Source organism: Pseudocitrobacter corydidari, from assembly GCF_021172065.1.
Classification (GTDB): domain Bacteria; phylum Pseudomonadota; class Gammaproteobacteria; order Enterobacterales; family Enterobacteriaceae; genus Pseudocitrobacter; species Pseudocitrobacter corydidari.
The window spans coordinates 2,942,915-2,959,500 of sequence record NZ_CP087880.1; the positions used below are offsets into that span (position 1 = coordinate 2,942,915).

Consider the following 16,586-nt stretch of genomic DNA (forward strand, 5'->3'; position numbering starts at 1 on the left):
GGTCTGCACGCCGGATGGCGCTTCGCTTATCCGGCCTACGAATTCGTCGCTATCCGGCAAAAATCACGAATACTTTTTCGTCCGCCGCGTCGGCGCGGTGTTCGCCGGGTCGTCCGGCCAGACATGTTTCGGATAGCGCCCTTTCATCTCTTTTTGCACCTCCCGGTACGCCCCCTGCCAGAACGCGCTCAAATCACGCGTAATCTGCAATGGGCGCTGCGCCGGGGAGAGCAGCTCCAGTACCAGCGGCACCCGCCCCTGGGCGATGGTCGGCGTGATCGCCTCGCCAAACATCTCCTGCATTCGCACCGCCAGCGCGGGCGGTTTTTCATCATCGTAGCGAATAGCAATCCGGCTTCCGGTGGGCACAGTGTAATGAGTTGGTAGCTCACTATCCAGACGTTGTCGTAATGTCCAGGGAAGCCAGGCTTGTAATGCCTCCCTGACATTGACGTTTTTCAGCGCACGTAACGATTTTACGCCTCCCATATGCGGCAGCAGCCAGGCTTCCAGCGCAGCCAGCAGCGACGCCTCATCAACCGCCGGCCAGGCTTCATCTGGCAACCAGCGCGCTGCACATTGCAGACGCAAGCGTAGCTGCTGCGCGTCTTCTGTCCAGTTCAGAACATTTAAACCCTTATCGCGAATGCCGTTGAGCATCGCCTGATGCAATTCGTCTTCCGAGGGTTTTGCCAGCGGATGGACTTTTACCGTCAGTTGCCCAATGCGGCTACGGCGCAGCGCTTTCAGGGTTCCCTGCGCCTCGTCCCATTCGATGGTATCGGACTGTTCAAGCAGCTGAGGGCATCGTGCCGCCAGTGCGTCAATATCCAGCGCGTAAGCCTGTAAAATACGCGCATCGGGCGACGCATTGCCCTGCAACAACAGCGGCGCAATCAGCCATTCATGGCGGCTTAACGCGTTATCGCTATCGAGCATTGCGCCCATACCGTTCGCCAACTGATAGCGCCCATCCAGCCCGCGACGGCGGGCGATACGGTCAGGAAAACCTTGCGCCAGCAGCGCGGGAATGGCGTCGCTATCCGCTTTGCCGCCGCGTCGATTCACTCGTTTGAGGAGCTGCTGACTACGCTGCTGCCAGTTTGACTGACTGCGTGAAAACGCATGCCCCAGATCGCTACCCGCACCGCGCGGCGGCTCCTCAAGAATTGCTGCCAGCCGGGCCGCCGTAGCAGCCTCATCGTCACTTTTCGCGGCAATCAGCATCGCCGCCAGACGCGGGTCGTTACCCAGCGCCGCCATTTTCTGCCCCTGCGCCGTCAGACGTTCGCCGTCCAGCGCCTGAAGCTGCGTCAGTAAGCGCCGTGCCGCAGCCAGATTGACCGCCGGTGGCGTATCCAGCCAGTTCAGTTGCTGCGGGTCATAGCAGCCCCATTGCAACAGTTCCAGTTGAAGTGAAGAGAGATCGCTTTGCAGAATTTCCGCATCGCTTTGCGCAGCGGCGCGTTCCGCCTGCTCTTTTCCCAGCAGGTGTAAACAGATACCCGGCTCCAGTCGCCCTGCACGGCCCGCGCGCTGGGTCATCGATGCCTGACTGACGCGCTGAGTCACCAGCCGGGTCAACCCGGAGCGCACATCAAATCGCGCAACCCGCTCCTGCGCACAATCGACCACCAGGCGGATACCTTCGATAGTCAGACTGGTTTCGGCGATATTAGTGGCCAGCACGACTTTACGCTTACCGACAGGCGCAGGAAGAATGGCCTGACGCTGTTCGCTGAGCGACAACGCGCCATAAAGCGGGCAAAGCAGCACGTCGGACGCCACGCGCGCGGCCAGATGCTCCTGCACGCGCTGGATTTCGCCTACGCCCGGCAAAAACAGCAGCAGCGAGCCCGGCTCTGCGCGCAGCAGTTCCGCCGTGGCGATGGCCACCGCTTCATCAAAACGTTGATGAGTGGGCAGCGCCTGATAGCGGCGTTCCACCGGGAACGCACGCCCTTCAGAGATGATAACCGGCGCATCAGGCAACAAGCGCTGCAACTTATCGTTGTCCAGCGTGGCGGACATAATCAGCAGCTTCAGGTCGTCACGCAGCCCCTGCTGAACGTCAAGCAGCAATGCCAGCGCGAGATCCGCCTGTAAACTGCGTTCATGGAATTCATCAAGGATCACCAGCCCTACGTCCGTCAGTTCAGGATCGTGCTGGATCATGCGCGTCAGAATGCCTTCCGTCACCACTTCAAGACGAGTAGCTGGCCCGACGCAGGTTTCCGCGCGCATCCGGTAACCAACGGTTTCACCTGGCTTTTCACCCAACAGTTCAGCCAGTCGTTGCGCGACATTCCGCGCCGCCAGCCTGCGCGGCTCGAGCAAAATAATCCGCCCGTTAATGTTACCCTCGCGCAAAATTTGCAGCGGCAGCCATGTCGATTTCCCCGCCCCCGTCGGCGCGTTAAGCAATACCGCAGGCGCGTTTGCCAGTGCGGAAAGAAGATCGGGAAGAACAGCGGCGACCGGCAACAGCGACACGTTTGGCTCCAAAGGGTTAACATTGAAAGGCGGACATTGTAGCATCGCCACAATTCATTACCGAGTACCCACTATGTCTGAGTCGAAAAGAGTCTTTTTCGCCATTGAGATCCCGACCAAAATCCAGCGCCAGATTGTGCGCTGGCGAGCGGACAACTTCCCGGATGACGCAGGAAGGCCGGTTGCGGCAGCGAATATGCACATTACTCTGGCGTTTCTGGGTGAAATTAGCGCCGAAAAGCAGGCCGCGCTGGCGGCAATGGCGGGCCGTATCCGCCAGCCAGGCTTTACGCTGCATCTCGACGACGCCGGGCAATGGCTGCGTTCGCGCGTGGTGTGGCTGGGCACGCGTCAGCCGCCGCGTGGATTGTTACAGCTGGCTAATCTGCTAAGAGCACAGGCGGCGCGTAGCGGCTGTTATCAGAGCCCGCAGCCGTTTCGTCCGCATCTCACTTTACTGCGCAATACGGCGCATGCGGTGCCGATTCCGGCTCCCGGCTTTCACTGGGAAATCCCGGTGAGCGAGTTTGTGCTCTATGAGTCGAACTTCATTAACGGTCGAACGCGCTATACCCCACTTCAACGCTGGACACTTTCAGAATAATCAAGGACGCCTTATGGATTTTACGCCCGCTCTCCAGCACGCCACGCTGATTCAACGCTATAAACGCTTCCTTGCCGACGTGGTTACACCGGAAGGCGAAACCCTCACCATTCATTGCCCAAATACCGGCGCAATGACCGGCTGCGCGACACCCGGCGACACCGTGTGGTATTCCACATCAGAAAATACTAAACGCAAATATCCGCACACATGGGAAATTACGCAAACCCAAAACGGTGCATTCATTTGTGTGAACACCCAACGCGCCAATCAGCTTGCCAAAGAGGCGATAATGTCTGAAACGATTCCAGCGCTGGTTGGCTATAGTTCACTGAAAAGTGAAGTGAAATATGGCGAAGAGGGCAGCAGGATTGACCTTATGTTACAGGCGGATGATCGTCCCCGGTGCTATATTGAAGTGAAATCGGTCACGCTGGCGGAAAAGGAGTATGGCTACTTCCCGGATGCAGTCACTTTGCGCGGGCAGAAGCATTTACGCGAGCTGATGGGCGTTGTCGCAGCGGGCGATCGGGCGGTGTTATTGTTCACTGTTTTACACTCAGCCATTGAATATTTCGCACCTGCACACCATATTGATGCTCAATACGCACAATTATTAGCGGAAGCACATAAACGGGGGGTGGAGATTCTGGCTTATAAAGCGGAACTTTCTGCCAATAACATCACTCTGAGATCACCGTTGCCCGTCACGTTACCACGGGTGTGATCTGGATATTAAGTGTTCGGGCTGCGTCGCAAATACGCTTTTCCTCACAGCATTGTCAAGTGTTACGTTTAGATAATTGCCATACGGAATCGCATCTGCTATTTATAGCGGCCTGATTTTTCCCCCGAACACGGGGATCGATAGTGCGTGTTAAGGAGAAGCAACATGCAAGAAGGGCAAAACCGTAAAACATCGTCCCTGAGTATTCTCGCCATCGCTGGGGTGGAGCCGTACCAGGAGAAGCCGGGCGAAGAGTATATGAACGAAGCCCAGCTGGCGCACTTCCGTCGTATTCTGGAAGCATGGCGTAATCAACTTCGGGATGAAGTCGATCGCACCGTTACACACATGCAGGATGAAGCAGCCAACTTCCCGGACCCGGTTGACCGTGCAGCCCAGGAAGAGGAGTTCAGCCTCGAACTGCGTAACCGCGATCGCGAGCGTAAGCTGATTAAAAAGATCGAGAAAACGCTGAAAAAAGTAGAAGACGAAGATTTCGGCTTCTGCGAATCGTGCGGTGTCGAAATTGGCATCCGTCGTCTGGAAGCGCGTCCAACCGCCGACCTGTGCATTGACTGCAAGACGCTGGCGGAAATCCGCGAAAAACAGATGGCCGGCTAACCAGCGCTAACGACCATAACTATTCTCAAGGCGGGAGCGATTCCCGCCTTGCCGTTTTTATAGACTCTATAAGCATGTCATCACAACCTTACATCGGGCGATTTGCCCCCTCCCCATCCGGTGAGCTGCATTTTGGTTCGCTGATTGCCGCGCTTGGCAGCTATCTCCAGGCTCGCGCCCGGCAGGGCCGCTGGCTGGTCCGCATTGAAGATATCGATCCCCCTCGTGAAGTTCCCGGTGCCGCAACCACCATTTTGCGCCAGCTGGAACATTATGGGCTGGAGTGGGATGGCGATGTACTGTGGCAATCACAGCGCCATGACGCCTATCGCGAGGCGCTGGCCTGGCTGCGTCAGCAAGGGCTCTGCTATTACTGCAACTGTACCCGCGCACGCATTCAGAGTATTGGTGGCATGTATGATGGGCACTGCCGGGATTTAGCCCTCGGGGCGGAAAACGCCGCGCTGCGTATTCGTCAGCATGCGCCTGTGCTGGCGTTCCACGATAATCTGCGCGGTGAAATTATTGCCAACCCAGGACTGGCCACGGAAGATTTTATTATTCATCGCCGTGATGGCCTGTTTGCCTATAACCTCGCCGTTGTGGTCGACGATCATTTTCAGGGCGTGACGGAAATTGTGCGCGGCGCCGATTTAATCGAGCCGACGGTGCGCCAGATTTCCCTCTATCGCCATTTTGCCTGGTCTGAGCCCGAATATATTCATCTGCCGCTGGCGCTCAACGCAGAAGGCGCTAAACTTTCCAAGCAAAATCATGCGCCTGCCTTACCACAAGGCGATCCTCGCCCAATTTTAACCCAGGCGTTACGCTTTTTAGGGCAGGACATCGTGGCGCAGTGGCAGGATCTTACGCTTGCCGAATTGCTAAAAAATGCTGTAGATAACTGGACGCTTGACACCGTGCCGGAAAGGGCGATTGTAAATCCGCCATTCTCAAATGCATGATGCTGAGCTATGATTAGCCGCTATTTTTTTAGTCCATAAGACTGACACTACCGAGGTGTACCATTTTTACCCGAGTCGCTAATTTTTGCCGCAAGGTGCTAAGCCGTGAGGAAAGCGAGGCTGCCAATGCCGTCGCCCGTCCTCAAATGACGGTCATTCCGCGCGAGCAGCACGCTATTTCCCGCAAAGATATCAGCGAAAACGCCCTGAAGGTTCTCTATCGTCTGAACAAGGCGGGTTACGAAGCCTATCTGGTCGGTGGCGGTGTTCGCGACCTGCTGCTGGGCAAAAAACCGAAAGATTTCGATGTCACCACCAGCGCGACGCCGGAACAAGTGCGTAAACTGTTCCGCAACTGCCGCCTGGTCGGCCGTCGTTTCCGTCTGGCCCACGTCATGTTTGGCCCGGAAATCATTGAAGTCGCCACCTTCCGTGGGCACCACGAAGATGCGCAATCTGACCGTACCACCTCTCAGCGTGGGCAAAACGGCATGCTGTTGCGCGATAACATCTTTGGTTCCATCGAAGAAGATGCCCAGCGCCGCGACTTCACCATTAACAGCCTTTATTACAGCGTGGCCGATTTCACCGTGCGTGATTACGTCGGCGGCATGCAGGACCTGGAAGAAGGCGTGATTCGCCTGATTGGCGATCCGGAAACGCGTTATCGCGAAGATCCGGTGCGTATGCTGCGCGCCGTGCGTTTTGCTGCCAAGCTGAGCATGCGCATCAGCGAAGAGACCGCCGAGCCGATCCCACGTCTGGCGACGCTGATTAACGACGTCCCACCAGCGCGCCTCTTTGAAGAGTCGCTGAAGCTGCTGCAGGCAGGCTACGGGTACGATACCTATAAGCTGCTGCGCGAATATAATCTTTTCCAGCCGCTGTTCCCGACCATTACTCGCTACTTCACTGAAGAAGGCGACAGCGCGATGGAACGGATCATCAGCCAGGTCTTCAAAAATACCGATAACCGCATCCGTAACGATATGCGTGTGAACCCGGCGTTCCTGTTTGCGGCGATGTTCTGGTATCCGCTGCTGGAGATGGCGCAGAAAATCACCCAGGAAAGCGGCCTGACCTATCACGATGCGTTCGCACTGGCGATGAACGATGTGCTGGACGAAGCCTGCCGATCGCTTGCCATTCCAAAACGCATTACCTCGCTGGTTCGTGATATCTGGCAATTACAGCTGCGTATGTCTCGCCGCCAGGGCAAACGTGCGTGGAAGTTAATGGAGCATCCGAAATTCCGTGCCGCCTACGATTTGCTGGCGCTGCGTGCCGAAGCGGAACGCAACACGGAGCTGCAACGTCTGACCCAATGGTGGGGCGAATTCCAGGTGGCCGCGCCGCCGGCGCAGAAAGACATGCTTACCAACCTGGATGACGAGCCGGATACCCGCCGTCGCCATCGTCGCCCGCGCAAACGCGCGCCGCGTCGCGAGAGCAACAACGCATGACCGTGGCGTATATCGCCATCGGCAGCAATCTGGCCTCTCCGCTGGAGCAGGTCAATGCGGCAATTCAGGCGCTGGGCGAGATCCCGCAAAGCCGAATTGTCGCGCTCTCTTCTTTCTACCGCACCCCTCCGCTCGGGCCGCAGGATCAGCCAGACTACCTCAACGCCGCCGTGGCGCTGGAAACCTCTCTTGCCCCTGAGGCACTGCTCGACCATACCCAACGCATCGAATTGCAGCAGGGCCGCGTACGTAAAGCGGAACGCTGGGGGCCCCGCACGCTGGACCTCGATATCATGCTGTTTGGCAATGTGGTGATTAACACCGAGCGTCTGACGGTGCCGCATTACGATATGAAAAATCGCGGGTTTATGCTGTGGCCGCTGTTTGAGATTGCGCCGGAAAGCGTGTTTCCAAATGGTGAAACACTACGCCAGTGCCTTGACGCCTTGAATACTCCCTGCCCTCCACGCTGGTAATCTTTTCACTACATCACCCGTAGAGCCTGGATGGCAGTTCAGTAAAATTATTTTAATCTTTATTGTTAATGTTTACATTTTACTGAACGTCACCTATGTCCTGATCATTATATTTTCTTAAATCTCATTTAAATATAATTAATAATTTGATGTAACCAATACATTAAAACAAATAATATCAATAAACAGAATGCATAAGAACCATAAAATACACATAGCAAATGCATCTAAACCCGCCTGAGAAACACAGCAGTCATAAAAACACCTTCTTTATTTTCAATACATTAGCGGTAAATTTTGGTCACATCACCTCTTTTTTAAAGCATTGCATCAAAAATATAATAGACACCAAAAATATAAATACATGACATTTAATATAAATAATAAATAAAATATTGTATTACATTGAATTCGTGAATTTTACAAAAAAACGCACTCTCTGTATAACAGCGCCGAGAAATATCATTACTGGTTATTTTTCTATCTCTTGTTTAATAAGGACATTTTAATGGCAAAACAAAAACTCGCTCTTGGCATTCTCTTTTCACTCGTTTCACTACCGGCGTTAGCGCTGGATGGCGGCCAATTGGATTTCGCAGGTTTAGTGAGTGACAACACGTGTATCCTGCACGTCAACGGTGGCGCACAGGATGGACAAATTAGCCTTGCAACCGCCACAACGGCTGAAGTTGAAGGTGCTGGCGTAGTCAATGCAGTCGCTGTCGGCGCGAAAGCTGAACCGTTCTCTATTACGGTGGACTGCTCAGCAAAAACGCCTGCCGCCACTGCCGCCAATCTGAATATGAGCTCGGTCTTCTTCAGTAACAGCCAGGGCACCCTGAATAACGATATGTCCGTAAGCCAGGCGGCAAGCGGCGTCGCTATTGCTGTTCACTATGAACCAAATGCCAGCACTTTCGAGCAGGTCAAAATCAATGACAGCACCGATATTAAAAATCTCACGCTCACCAACGGGAAAGCGACCTGGAACTTCCGGGCATCTTACGTTAAGCAAGCAGCAGCGATTCCTGTCGTTGCCGGGTTTGTGAAAACCAACGCGGCTTATACAATAACGTATCCTTAAAGATTAGAACGTTTCCTTCGTACGGTATTAATATATACCGTACGAAACAACGTAAAAAAACCAAAAGCATTCAAACAATGAATAACTAAATAATTCATGACCTTTGCATTCGCCTTACTTATTTTTCTTCACTGTCGCCGTTATTTATACTCTGCGCAGGTGAATATCATCACCTCCATAAAATTTTATAAGGACATTTGTATGTTGAAGAAAAGCGCTATTGCTGCGGCATTAGTTATGTTTACCAGTTCGGCCTTCGCGCTGGATGGCGGCCAACTGGATTTCGCAGGTTTAGTGAGTGACAACACGTGTATCCTGCACGTCAACGGTGGTGCACAGGATGGACAAATTAATCTTGCAACCGCCACAACTGCGGAAGTTGAAGGCGCAGGCGTAGTCAATGCGGCCGCTGTCGGCGCGAAAGCTGAACCGTTCTCTATTACAGTGGATTGCTCAGCAAAAACGCCTGCCTCCACTGAAGCGAATCTGAATATGAGCTCGGTATTCTTCAGTAATAGCCAGGGTACCCTGAATAACGATATGTCCGTAAGCCAGGCGGCAAGCGGCGTCGCTATTGCCGTTCACTATGTACCAAGCGCCGGCACTTTCGAGCAGGTCAAAATCAATGACAGCACCGATATTAAAAACCTCACGTTAACCAACGGGAAAGCGACCTGGAACTTCCAGGCATCTTACGTTAAGCAGGCAGCGTCGATTCCTATCGTTGCCGGTTTTGTGAAAACCAACGCGGCTTATACGATCACTTACCCGTAATTCATGATACAGACCAGGCAGTCGATGTCGGGCTGCCTGTATAACTTTAATAAGGACATCATTATGACCAGGATGCGTCAGTTACTCCTTGCTTCACTTTTCACCTGCGCAGGCGCATTAGCCAGCTTTTCCGCCTGTGCCGATATTGTGCTTTCCGGCACGCGTATTATTTACAACGCAAACCAGAAAGAAGTTTCTCTGCGTATGGAAAACAAAGGCAGCCGCCCGCTGCTGGTACAAACCTGGATCGATACCGGGAGTGAAAACGCGGATCCCAGCACCATCACCGTGCCTTTTACCGTCACGCCACCGGTCTCTCGTGTGGACGGTAAACGTGGGCAGACGGTGAAAATCGCCTGGAATACCAGCCAAACGTTGCCCGCCGATCGCGAAAGTGTTTTCTGGTTCAATGCGCTGGAAGTGCCACCCAAAATGAGCGAGACCGAGGCTCAGGGGAAAAATATTCTGCAACTGGCTTTCCGCACCCGCATCAAGCTGTTTTACCGCCCGGCTAACCTGGCCGGCAGCGCACCGGACGCCCCCAAACAACTGACCTGGCATCTGCAATCCTCTGGCGGGAAAGTCGTGCTTCAGGCCACTAACCCAACGCCATTTCACGTCTCTTTTAGCGGTATTAGCCTGATTTCGGGTGGGAAAAAATACGCCGTCAGCGCCACGATGGTCTCCCCAAAAAGCAGCGCTGACATGACAGTGAAAGGTCTGAGCACTGCACCTGCTGGTGCGACGATTGAATATACCGCCATTAATGACTTCGGCGGTGCCATTGAAGGCAAAGTAAAGCTTTAACGCGCTGACTAACTACGCAGGGATTGCACAATGACGACGCCTTTCAACGGCACAAAATTTCCCCTCTCTCCACTCGCTTGTCTGGTGGCGTTCAGTCTGCTGCCCTGCGCCTACAGTGCCGTGGCGGCAGAGGAATCCGTTGAATTTGATAACACCTTCCTGATGGGGGCCGGTGCCAAAAATATCGACGTCAATCGCTACAGTGATGGCAACCCCGCATTGCCAGGCCGTCACGACGTAAGCGTGTTTATCAACAATAAGCCGATCAGCAATCTGTCCATTGAGTTTATTGAAATAGCGAATAGCCGTAACGCCAAACCCTGTATCTCTGCCAGCACCCTGCTCCAGCTGCATATTCGCCTGCCGGATAATCTCGACGATACAGCGATTTTGCAAAAGCGCGACAGTACCGCGCAAGACTGCCTTAATCTTGAGGTCGCCATACCCCAGTCCAGCCTCACCTATAACAGTAACGATCAGCGGATGGACATTAATGTGCCTCAGCTGTGGTTGCAAAAAACTTACGCTAACTATGTGGATCCTTCCCTGTGGGACGAAGGGATCAACGCAGCCATGTTTTCTTACACGCTGAATGGCTGGCGCAGTGAATCGCCCGATCAAACCGCAGAGAGTACCTATGCCGGGCTGATGGGCGGCTTTAATTTATGGGGATGGCATTTCCGTTCGCACGGCAACTATTCATGGGACAAAGACAGTGGTGGTAGTTTCGAGTTCCAGGACAAGTACCTGCAACGTGATATCACCAGGCTGCGGTCACAACTGGTTGTTGGTGAAACCAACACCACGGGGGAAACCTTTGATTCTGTTCGTATTCGCGGTGTTCGTCTCTACAGCGAAAGCCGCATGCTGCCACCGACGCTCGCCTCTTACGCGCCGGTGATCCGTGGGGTCGCGAACTCCAACGCCAAAGTAACAATTACCCAGAACGGCTACAAGATTTACGAAACGACGGTGCCGCCAGGCCCCTTTGCTATCGATGATTTGTCGCCAGCCGGATTTGGTGCCGATCTCGAAGTCACGGTCACCGAATCTGACGGCTCACAGCGAACATTCACTCAGGCCTATTCGTCGGTGATCCAGATGATGCGCCCCGGCGTGGGCAAATGGGACATCAGCGCGGGTGAAGTCAAAAAAGATGAGCTGAAGGACAAGCCCAACCTGATACAGGGAACGTACTACTACGGGTTAAGCAATACGTTTACCGGCTATACCGGCCTGCAAATGACCGATAACGGCTACTGGGCCGGATTGTTAGGGCTTGGGATGAACACCTCTCTGGGGGCATTTTCCCTGGATGTGACGCAGTCGCACACCGAAATCCCCAACGACAAAACCTATGAGGGCCAGAGCTACCGTATTTCGTGGAACAAATATTTTGCACCGACCGAAACGTCACTCAACATTGCGGCCTATCGCTACTCGACAAAAAACTATCTCGGTTTGAACGACGCCCTGACGCTGATTAACTCCGCTAACCATCCTTATGATGAAGGTTACAAGGGAATCGTCTCCTATGGGCGTATGAAAAACCAGTTCAGCGTCAGCCTCAACCAGACGTTAAAAAATAGCGAGCAGGATTATGGTTCCTTCTACTTGAACGGGACATGGACGGACTACTGGGCCACGAATGAATCACAGAGTAGTTTTGCGTTTGGTTACAGCAACGGCTTTGACTGGGCCAGCTACAGCGTCAGCCTGCAACGTACCTATGACGAAGACAATAACAAAGATGACTCTATCTATCTCAGCTTGACCATTCCGCTGGACAAACTGTTCGGCCGCGATAGCCGCGAAGGTGGCTTTAGGACGCTGAATACCAGCGTCAACAGCGATATGAAGGGCAGTTCGCAATACAACGCTAATGCCACCGGCTACAGCCAGGACAACCGCTGGAACTACAGCGTCAACACCTCCTATAACGCAATGAAAGAGACGGAGAGCCTGAAAACCATCAGTGGTTTCACCAGCTATGAGTCACCCTGGGGAACCCTTTCCGGTTCCGTCTCCGCCAGTAGCGACCACAGTCGTCAGTATGGCGTGAGTACCGATGGCGGCTTTGTGTTACATCGCCACGGGCTCACGTTTAGCAACGATAGTTTCACCGACTCAGACACGCTGGCGCTGGTCAACGCCCCCGGTGCGAAAGGGGCGCAAATCAACTTCGGCAGCAGTACCGTGGACCGTTTCGGCTACGGGGTAACCAGTGCGCTTTCTCCGTATCATGAAAACACCGTCGCCCTCAACGTAGACAACCTGGATGAAGATGTAGAGCTGAAAAGCACCAGCACCGTCGCGATCCCGCGCCAGGGTGCAGTTATCTTCAGCCATTTCGACACCGACACCGGGCGTTCAGCCATTCTTAACCTGCTGCGCAGTGATAAGCAGCCCGTACCGTTTGCTTCCGATGTGACAGACAGCAGCGGGCAGTCCATCGGCACAGTTGGGCAAGGGAGCCAGGCTTTCGTTCGCGGCATTGCCGACGAAGGGGATCTGGTGGTTTCCTGGTATGAAAAAAATAGCCAGAAACAGTGTCGCATTCACTACCAGATACCGCCCTCCCCCACCATGACGGGCAAAACTATCGTATTAAACGCCGTGCCCTGCACCCTGCAATCACAGGAGAGGAAATGAGATTCTTTTTACGGTTAACCCTGTTACTGACCATGCTACTCAATGCCTCATGGGCATTGGCCGTCGATATTTCGGTTAACTTTACCGCGACAATCAAAGAGACCACCTGCGCCATGACGGTGAGCGCGCTCAATGGCGCGAATATTAGCGGTGACTCGGCGTCAGAAAACTACTTTCTGGATATACCCGCAATGGGGGTTTCCGATATCACAAATAAAACCTCCAAAACCGAAGCCAGCTTTAAGCTATTGCCGATTAACTGTAATAACTATATCTCCAGCATGTCGATGACCATTGGCGGTAAACACAGCGATTATACCGACACGCTGCTGGTGAATGATTCCTCAGTAACCGGCGGCGCAAATTATATTGGCGTGGGCTTTAAACGACTCAATGACGATGACAGCCTGCGGTTTAAGGTCGATGGAACGACGTCAATTAACTGGACACGAAATGATATTGCCAATGGATTTGATATTACAGGGATAGTTCGCCAGACAACATCTTCTCATAACATGGAACCAGGTACAGTTCAGACAAAAGCGATATTCGTTTTTACTTATAACTAACAGGGATGGTGTATGAATTATCAACGCATAATGGTGGCGCTACTGTTGATCATCGGAATAAATACGCAAAGTCTGGCCGGTTCCAGTACGTTGAACGTGACGGTGAGGACAACCGTCACCGCCAGTACCTGCACAGCAGAACTTCACAATGCGCAGGACCTGCAAGCGACAACGATTGATATTGGCGATGTCTATCTGAACGAACTTGCAAATAAGACTAAATATCAGAATTTCAGCCTGGTATTTTCAAATTGTGAAGGATTAGCCAAAGATCAGGCGACCGTCACACTTTCGCCGCAAACAGGCTGCGATGGTGCTTCCAGTACGGGTGGCGGATTCCGCAATGCACTGACCTCCAGCAGCAATGATGCCGCAACCGGCGTATCGATTGAAGTATGGACGACCAATCAGCCGGAAGGTCAGGGAAGTGTGCAGCTAAACTGCAAAACAAAACCGACCAGTATTGTTGATCTGACGGGCGCGTCAGGTGTGAACGTTGTCCACTGGTGGTTAAGCTCCAGAATTGTCGTCGCCGCCGATAACACTATCGCCGATGTACGCGCGGGACAGTTCTCCACTAACGCTGTCTTTTCAGTAACCTATGAGTAAACGACGATGAAATCACGCTTTCGACTGTTCGTTTCCAGCTTAGGGTTTATTTCAGCGGTCTGTGTTGCCAACACCAATATTAATATGACCGCCAACGTTGTCAGCACCAGTTGCAAAGTCACACTCGACAATAGCGGCAGCATTGATTTGGGCACGGTTAATTACGACTATCTGAACACGAATACTGCTGTCGATCGCGTTTATGGCGGTGGTCAGGCGTTCTACATCACCGTCAGCGACTGCGCGCAGATGGCGGGTAAAAATCCTTCCCGTCTTACGGTGAGTTTTACGCCCGTCGGGGGTACCCTCGGCGCAACCAATCAACAGGTTTTTGCCAATCAGGCAGGTGATGGCGCTAAAAACGTCGGCATCGTAATTTTATCCACCCAGGATGCGCAAAATATTTTCAATGTGCTGGATACCCACGGCCAATCGCAAAGTATTTACCCCGTGAGCGCGGATCAGTTAGCCAATGCTACTTACCATTTTTATGCACGGATGCAGAAGATCGACCCGACGCAATCCGCTACCAGCGGTGTCGTGCGGGCCAGTGTGTTTGTCGGTGTTTATTATGAATAATCTTATTCGTTCTCAAGGATGATGAAATGAACCGTTTTCTGTTATTAAATTGGGGCAAAATTCTACTGCTTCTTCTGCCCTTATATTCAGGTTATCTCCAGGCCGCAAATACACTGATTGTTGGCAGTAAAACAACCGCTGACGGTAGTGGTAGTAGTAAAAACAAAGGCCCCGCCGGCGATGGTTATTCAACAACCACTTTTACCACTGGCAACAGCCAGATGGTGATCGGGCGGGCCACAACCCTTCAATACAGTAATATAAAGCTACAGTTGCAAGCCGATACTGCAGGGAATGGCAATACCGGCGCACTATACTGCGCACCGGGTGGCATGGGAGGGCCTATTACCCTTGAGAGTCATTTCCTTAAAGCGCCCTACGTTTTCAATAACCACCAGCTCTTTAAAACCAACATTCAAGGGCTGTATTTCACCATGCGCATGTATAACCTCTGGTCATACGCCACCTCTTCACCGGATGACTTTTATGTTGGGGATGCCGCGCAACAGACGCTTAACTTACACTCAACGAGCTGTCCTGGCGATCTTGGCTGGTATCAACAACTTGGCGGCCTGGTTTCAAATATTGATATCGACTTTTATAACGACGCTACCTTTGATCCCAACGCGAGTGGCAGTGTTGCCCTGCTGAGTGATACCACCTATCACTACACGCTGAAAAACCTGTCTCCCGGGGGAAATCTCAATACCCATACTATTTTCCAGACCTTCAATATGGGGAATGTCACATTAACCTCTCCAACTTGTTCGTCGGCGATACTCACCGGCAGCAGCGTGAGCAACGGCGATACGGTAGGGTTGGGCGAATACAGCTCACAAGAGGTTATTGACGGCCTGAACGGCGTGCCTTTTTCAATTGTGCTGAAAGGGTGTTATCGGGTAACCAATATTGATGTCAAACTGACCACCGGGGCTCCTGCGGTATCAACCTCGCTATTGGGCAACTCGCTGACAACCGATGCCGCCAGCGGTGTAGGCGTAGAAATTAAAGGCGAAGCCAACTCGCATTATCCGGAAGTGGTGCTCAAACCAAACGACGCCTCCTCAATCTATAAAGCGTATGGTGATAACCCGGAAACCTCAAACGGTATTATTGGCAGCAATGCTTCGGGTTCGCCTGCCGACCAGACGCTGAATTTTACCGCGACGCTCAAGCAGGATGGTAATCAGCAAATCCGGGGAGGAGAGTTCAAAGCAACGGGCGTCTTCTCCATCACCTACCCCTGAGTAAAATATCGGCAGTTAACCCTGCCGGTTTTGACCACAAAGGGCTAACACTCATCACTCACATCCCCTACAATGCGCCAATCCTATCGATAACACTTATGACTAACAGGGGTTATGATGAAACCGACCACCATCTCCTTATTGAACAAATACAAACAAGAAAAAAAACGCTTCGCCACTATCACCGCTTACGACTATAGCTTCGCCAAACTGTTTGCTGACGAAGGGCTGAACGTCATGCTGGTAGGCGATTCTCTGGGCATGACGGTTCAGGGTCACGACTCCACCCTGCCGGTGACCGTTGCCGATATCGCCTACCACACTGCCGCCGTACGTCGTGGCGCGCCAAACTGCCTGCTGTTGGCTGACCTGCCGTTTATGGCGTATGCCACGCCGGAACAAGCCTTTGAGAACTCGGCTATTGTGATGCGCGCGGGCGCGAACATGGTCAAAATTGAAGGCGGTGCCTGGCTTGCTGATACGGTCAAAATGCTGGCCGAACGTGCCGTACCGGTGTGCGGTCATCTGGGGCTAACGCCGCAGTCAGTCAATGTTTTCGGCGGTTATAAAGTGCAGGGGCGAGGCGATGCGGGCGACCAGTTGCTGAGCGACGCGCTGGCGCTGGAAGCGGCGGGCGCACAGCTACTGGTGCTGGAGTGTGTGCCGGTTGAACTGGCAAAACGTGTCACCGAGGCGCTGGCGATTCCGGTTATCGGTATCGGTGCAGGTAACGTCACCGACGGGCAGATCCTCGTGATGCACGACGCGTTCGGCATTACCGGCGGCCATATCCCTAAATTTGCCAAAAATTTCCTTGCCGAAACGGGCGACATCCGCGCTGCCGTACGGCAGTATATGGCTGAAGTGGAGTCCGGCGTTTATCCGGGCGAAGAACACAGTTTCCATTAAGGAGTCA

Annotated in this window: 16 protein-coding genes; 15 read left to right on the forward strand and 1 reads right to left on the reverse strand. The window is 53.1% G+C overall.

Annotation, left to right across the window (positions count from 1 at the left end):
• Positions 1–63 precede the first annotated feature (63 nt).
• Positions 64–2,493, reverse strand: coding sequence for an ATP-dependent helicase HrpB (gene hrpB, locus G163CM_RS13760; RefSeq protein WP_231825347.1), 2,430 nt, complete (start codon positions 2,491–2,493; stop codon positions 64–66).
• Between the two features lie 73 nt (positions 2,494–2,566).
• On the opposite strand from hrpB, the gene thpR reads away from it, so the two are divergent.
• The 15 genes from thpR (at position 2,567) to panB (ending at position 16,579) form a co-directional block, all read left to right on the forward strand.
• Positions 2,567–3,097, forward strand: a complete 531-nt coding sequence (gene thpR, locus G163CM_RS13765; protein ID WP_231825348.1) for an RNA 2',3'-cyclic phosphodiesterase — start codon at positions 2,567–2,569, stop codon at positions 3,095–3,097.
• Positions 3,098–3,110: 13 nt separating this feature from the next.
• Entirely contained in the window at positions 3,111–3,824 is a 714-nt protein-coding gene (gene sfsA, locus G163CM_RS13770; protein ID WP_231825349.1) for a DNA/RNA nuclease SfsA, read from the forward strand.
• Positions 3,825–3,989: 165 nt separating this feature from the next.
• Positions 3,990–4,445 (forward strand): RNA polymerase-binding protein DksA, encoded by a 456-nt coding sequence (gene dksA / locus G163CM_RS13775; RefSeq protein ID WP_002463986.1) that lies wholly within the window; start codon positions 3,990–3,992, stop codon positions 4,443–4,445.
• Positions 4,446–4,519: 74 nt separating this feature from the next.
• Positions 4,520–5,410: a tRNA glutamyl-Q(34) synthetase GluQRS gene (gene gluQRS, locus G163CM_RS13780; RefSeq protein ID WP_231825350.1), complete on the forward strand. Its 891-nt coding sequence runs from the start codon at positions 4,520–4,522 to the stop codon at positions 5,408–5,410.
• Positions 5,411–5,472: 62 nt separating this feature from the next.
• Positions 5,473–6,873, forward strand: coding sequence for a polynucleotide adenylyltransferase PcnB (gene pcnB / locus G163CM_RS13785; RefSeq protein ID WP_231828377.1), 1,401 nt, complete (start codon positions 5,473–5,475; stop codon positions 6,871–6,873).
• Positions 6,870–7,349, forward strand: coding sequence for a 2-amino-4-hydroxy-6-hydroxymethyldihydropteridine diphosphokinase (folK, locus tag G163CM_RS13790; RefSeq protein ID WP_231825351.1), 480 nt, complete (start codon positions 6,870–6,872; stop codon positions 7,347–7,349). The genes pcnB and folK overlap by 4 nt, the downstream gene beginning before the upstream one ends.
• 508 nt (positions 7,350–7,857) lie before the next feature.
• Positions 7,858–8,433, forward strand: coding sequence for a fimbrial protein (locus G163CM_RS13795; RefSeq protein ID WP_231825352.1), 576 nt, complete (start codon positions 7,858–7,860; stop codon positions 8,431–8,433).
• 201 nt (positions 8,434–8,634) lie between these two features.
• Positions 8,635–9,207 (forward strand): fimbrial protein, encoded by a 573-nt coding sequence (locus G163CM_RS13800; RefSeq protein ID WP_231825353.1) that lies wholly within the window; start codon positions 8,635–8,637, stop codon positions 9,205–9,207.
• Between the two features lie 72 nt (positions 9,208–9,279).
• On the forward strand, positions 9,280–10,014 hold the full coding sequence (locus tag G163CM_RS13805; protein WP_231828378.1) for a fimbrial chaperone: 735 nt from the start codon (positions 9,280–9,282) through the stop codon (positions 10,012–10,014).
• 30 nt (positions 10,015–10,044) lie between these two features.
• The gene (locus G163CM_RS13810) at positions 10,045–12,666 is read left to right on the forward strand and encodes an outer membrane usher protein (RefSeq protein ID WP_231825354.1); all 2,622 of its coding nucleotides are present in this window, start codon (positions 10,045–10,047) and stop codon (positions 12,664–12,666) included.
• Positions 12,663–13,235, forward strand: coding sequence for a fimbrial protein (locus G163CM_RS13815; protein WP_231825355.1), 573 nt, complete (start codon positions 12,663–12,665; stop codon positions 13,233–13,235). The genes G163CM_RS13810 and G163CM_RS13815 overlap by 4 nt, the downstream gene beginning before the upstream one ends.
• A 12-nt stretch (positions 13,236–13,247) precedes the next feature.
• On the forward strand, positions 13,248–13,844 hold the full coding sequence (locus G163CM_RS13820; protein WP_231825356.1) for a fimbrial protein: 597 nt from the start codon (positions 13,248–13,250) through the stop codon (positions 13,842–13,844).
• Between the two features lie 6 nt (positions 13,845–13,850).
• A complete protein-coding gene (locus tag G163CM_RS13825) occupies positions 13,851–14,423 on the forward strand; it encodes a fimbrial-like protein (RefSeq protein WP_231825357.1) in 573 nt (190 codons plus the stop codon).
• A 26-nt stretch (positions 14,424–14,449) separates the two neighbouring features.
• Entirely contained in the window at positions 14,450–15,670 is a 1,221-nt protein-coding gene (locus tag G163CM_RS13830) for a fimbrial protein (RefSeq protein ID WP_231825358.1), read from the forward strand.
• A 117-nt stretch (positions 15,671–15,787) separates the two neighbouring features.
• A complete protein-coding gene (gene panB / locus G163CM_RS13835; RefSeq protein WP_231828379.1) occupies positions 15,788–16,579 on the forward strand; it encodes a 3-methyl-2-oxobutanoate hydroxymethyltransferase in 792 nt (263 codons plus the stop codon).
• Positions 16,580–16,586: the final 7 nt, after the last annotated feature.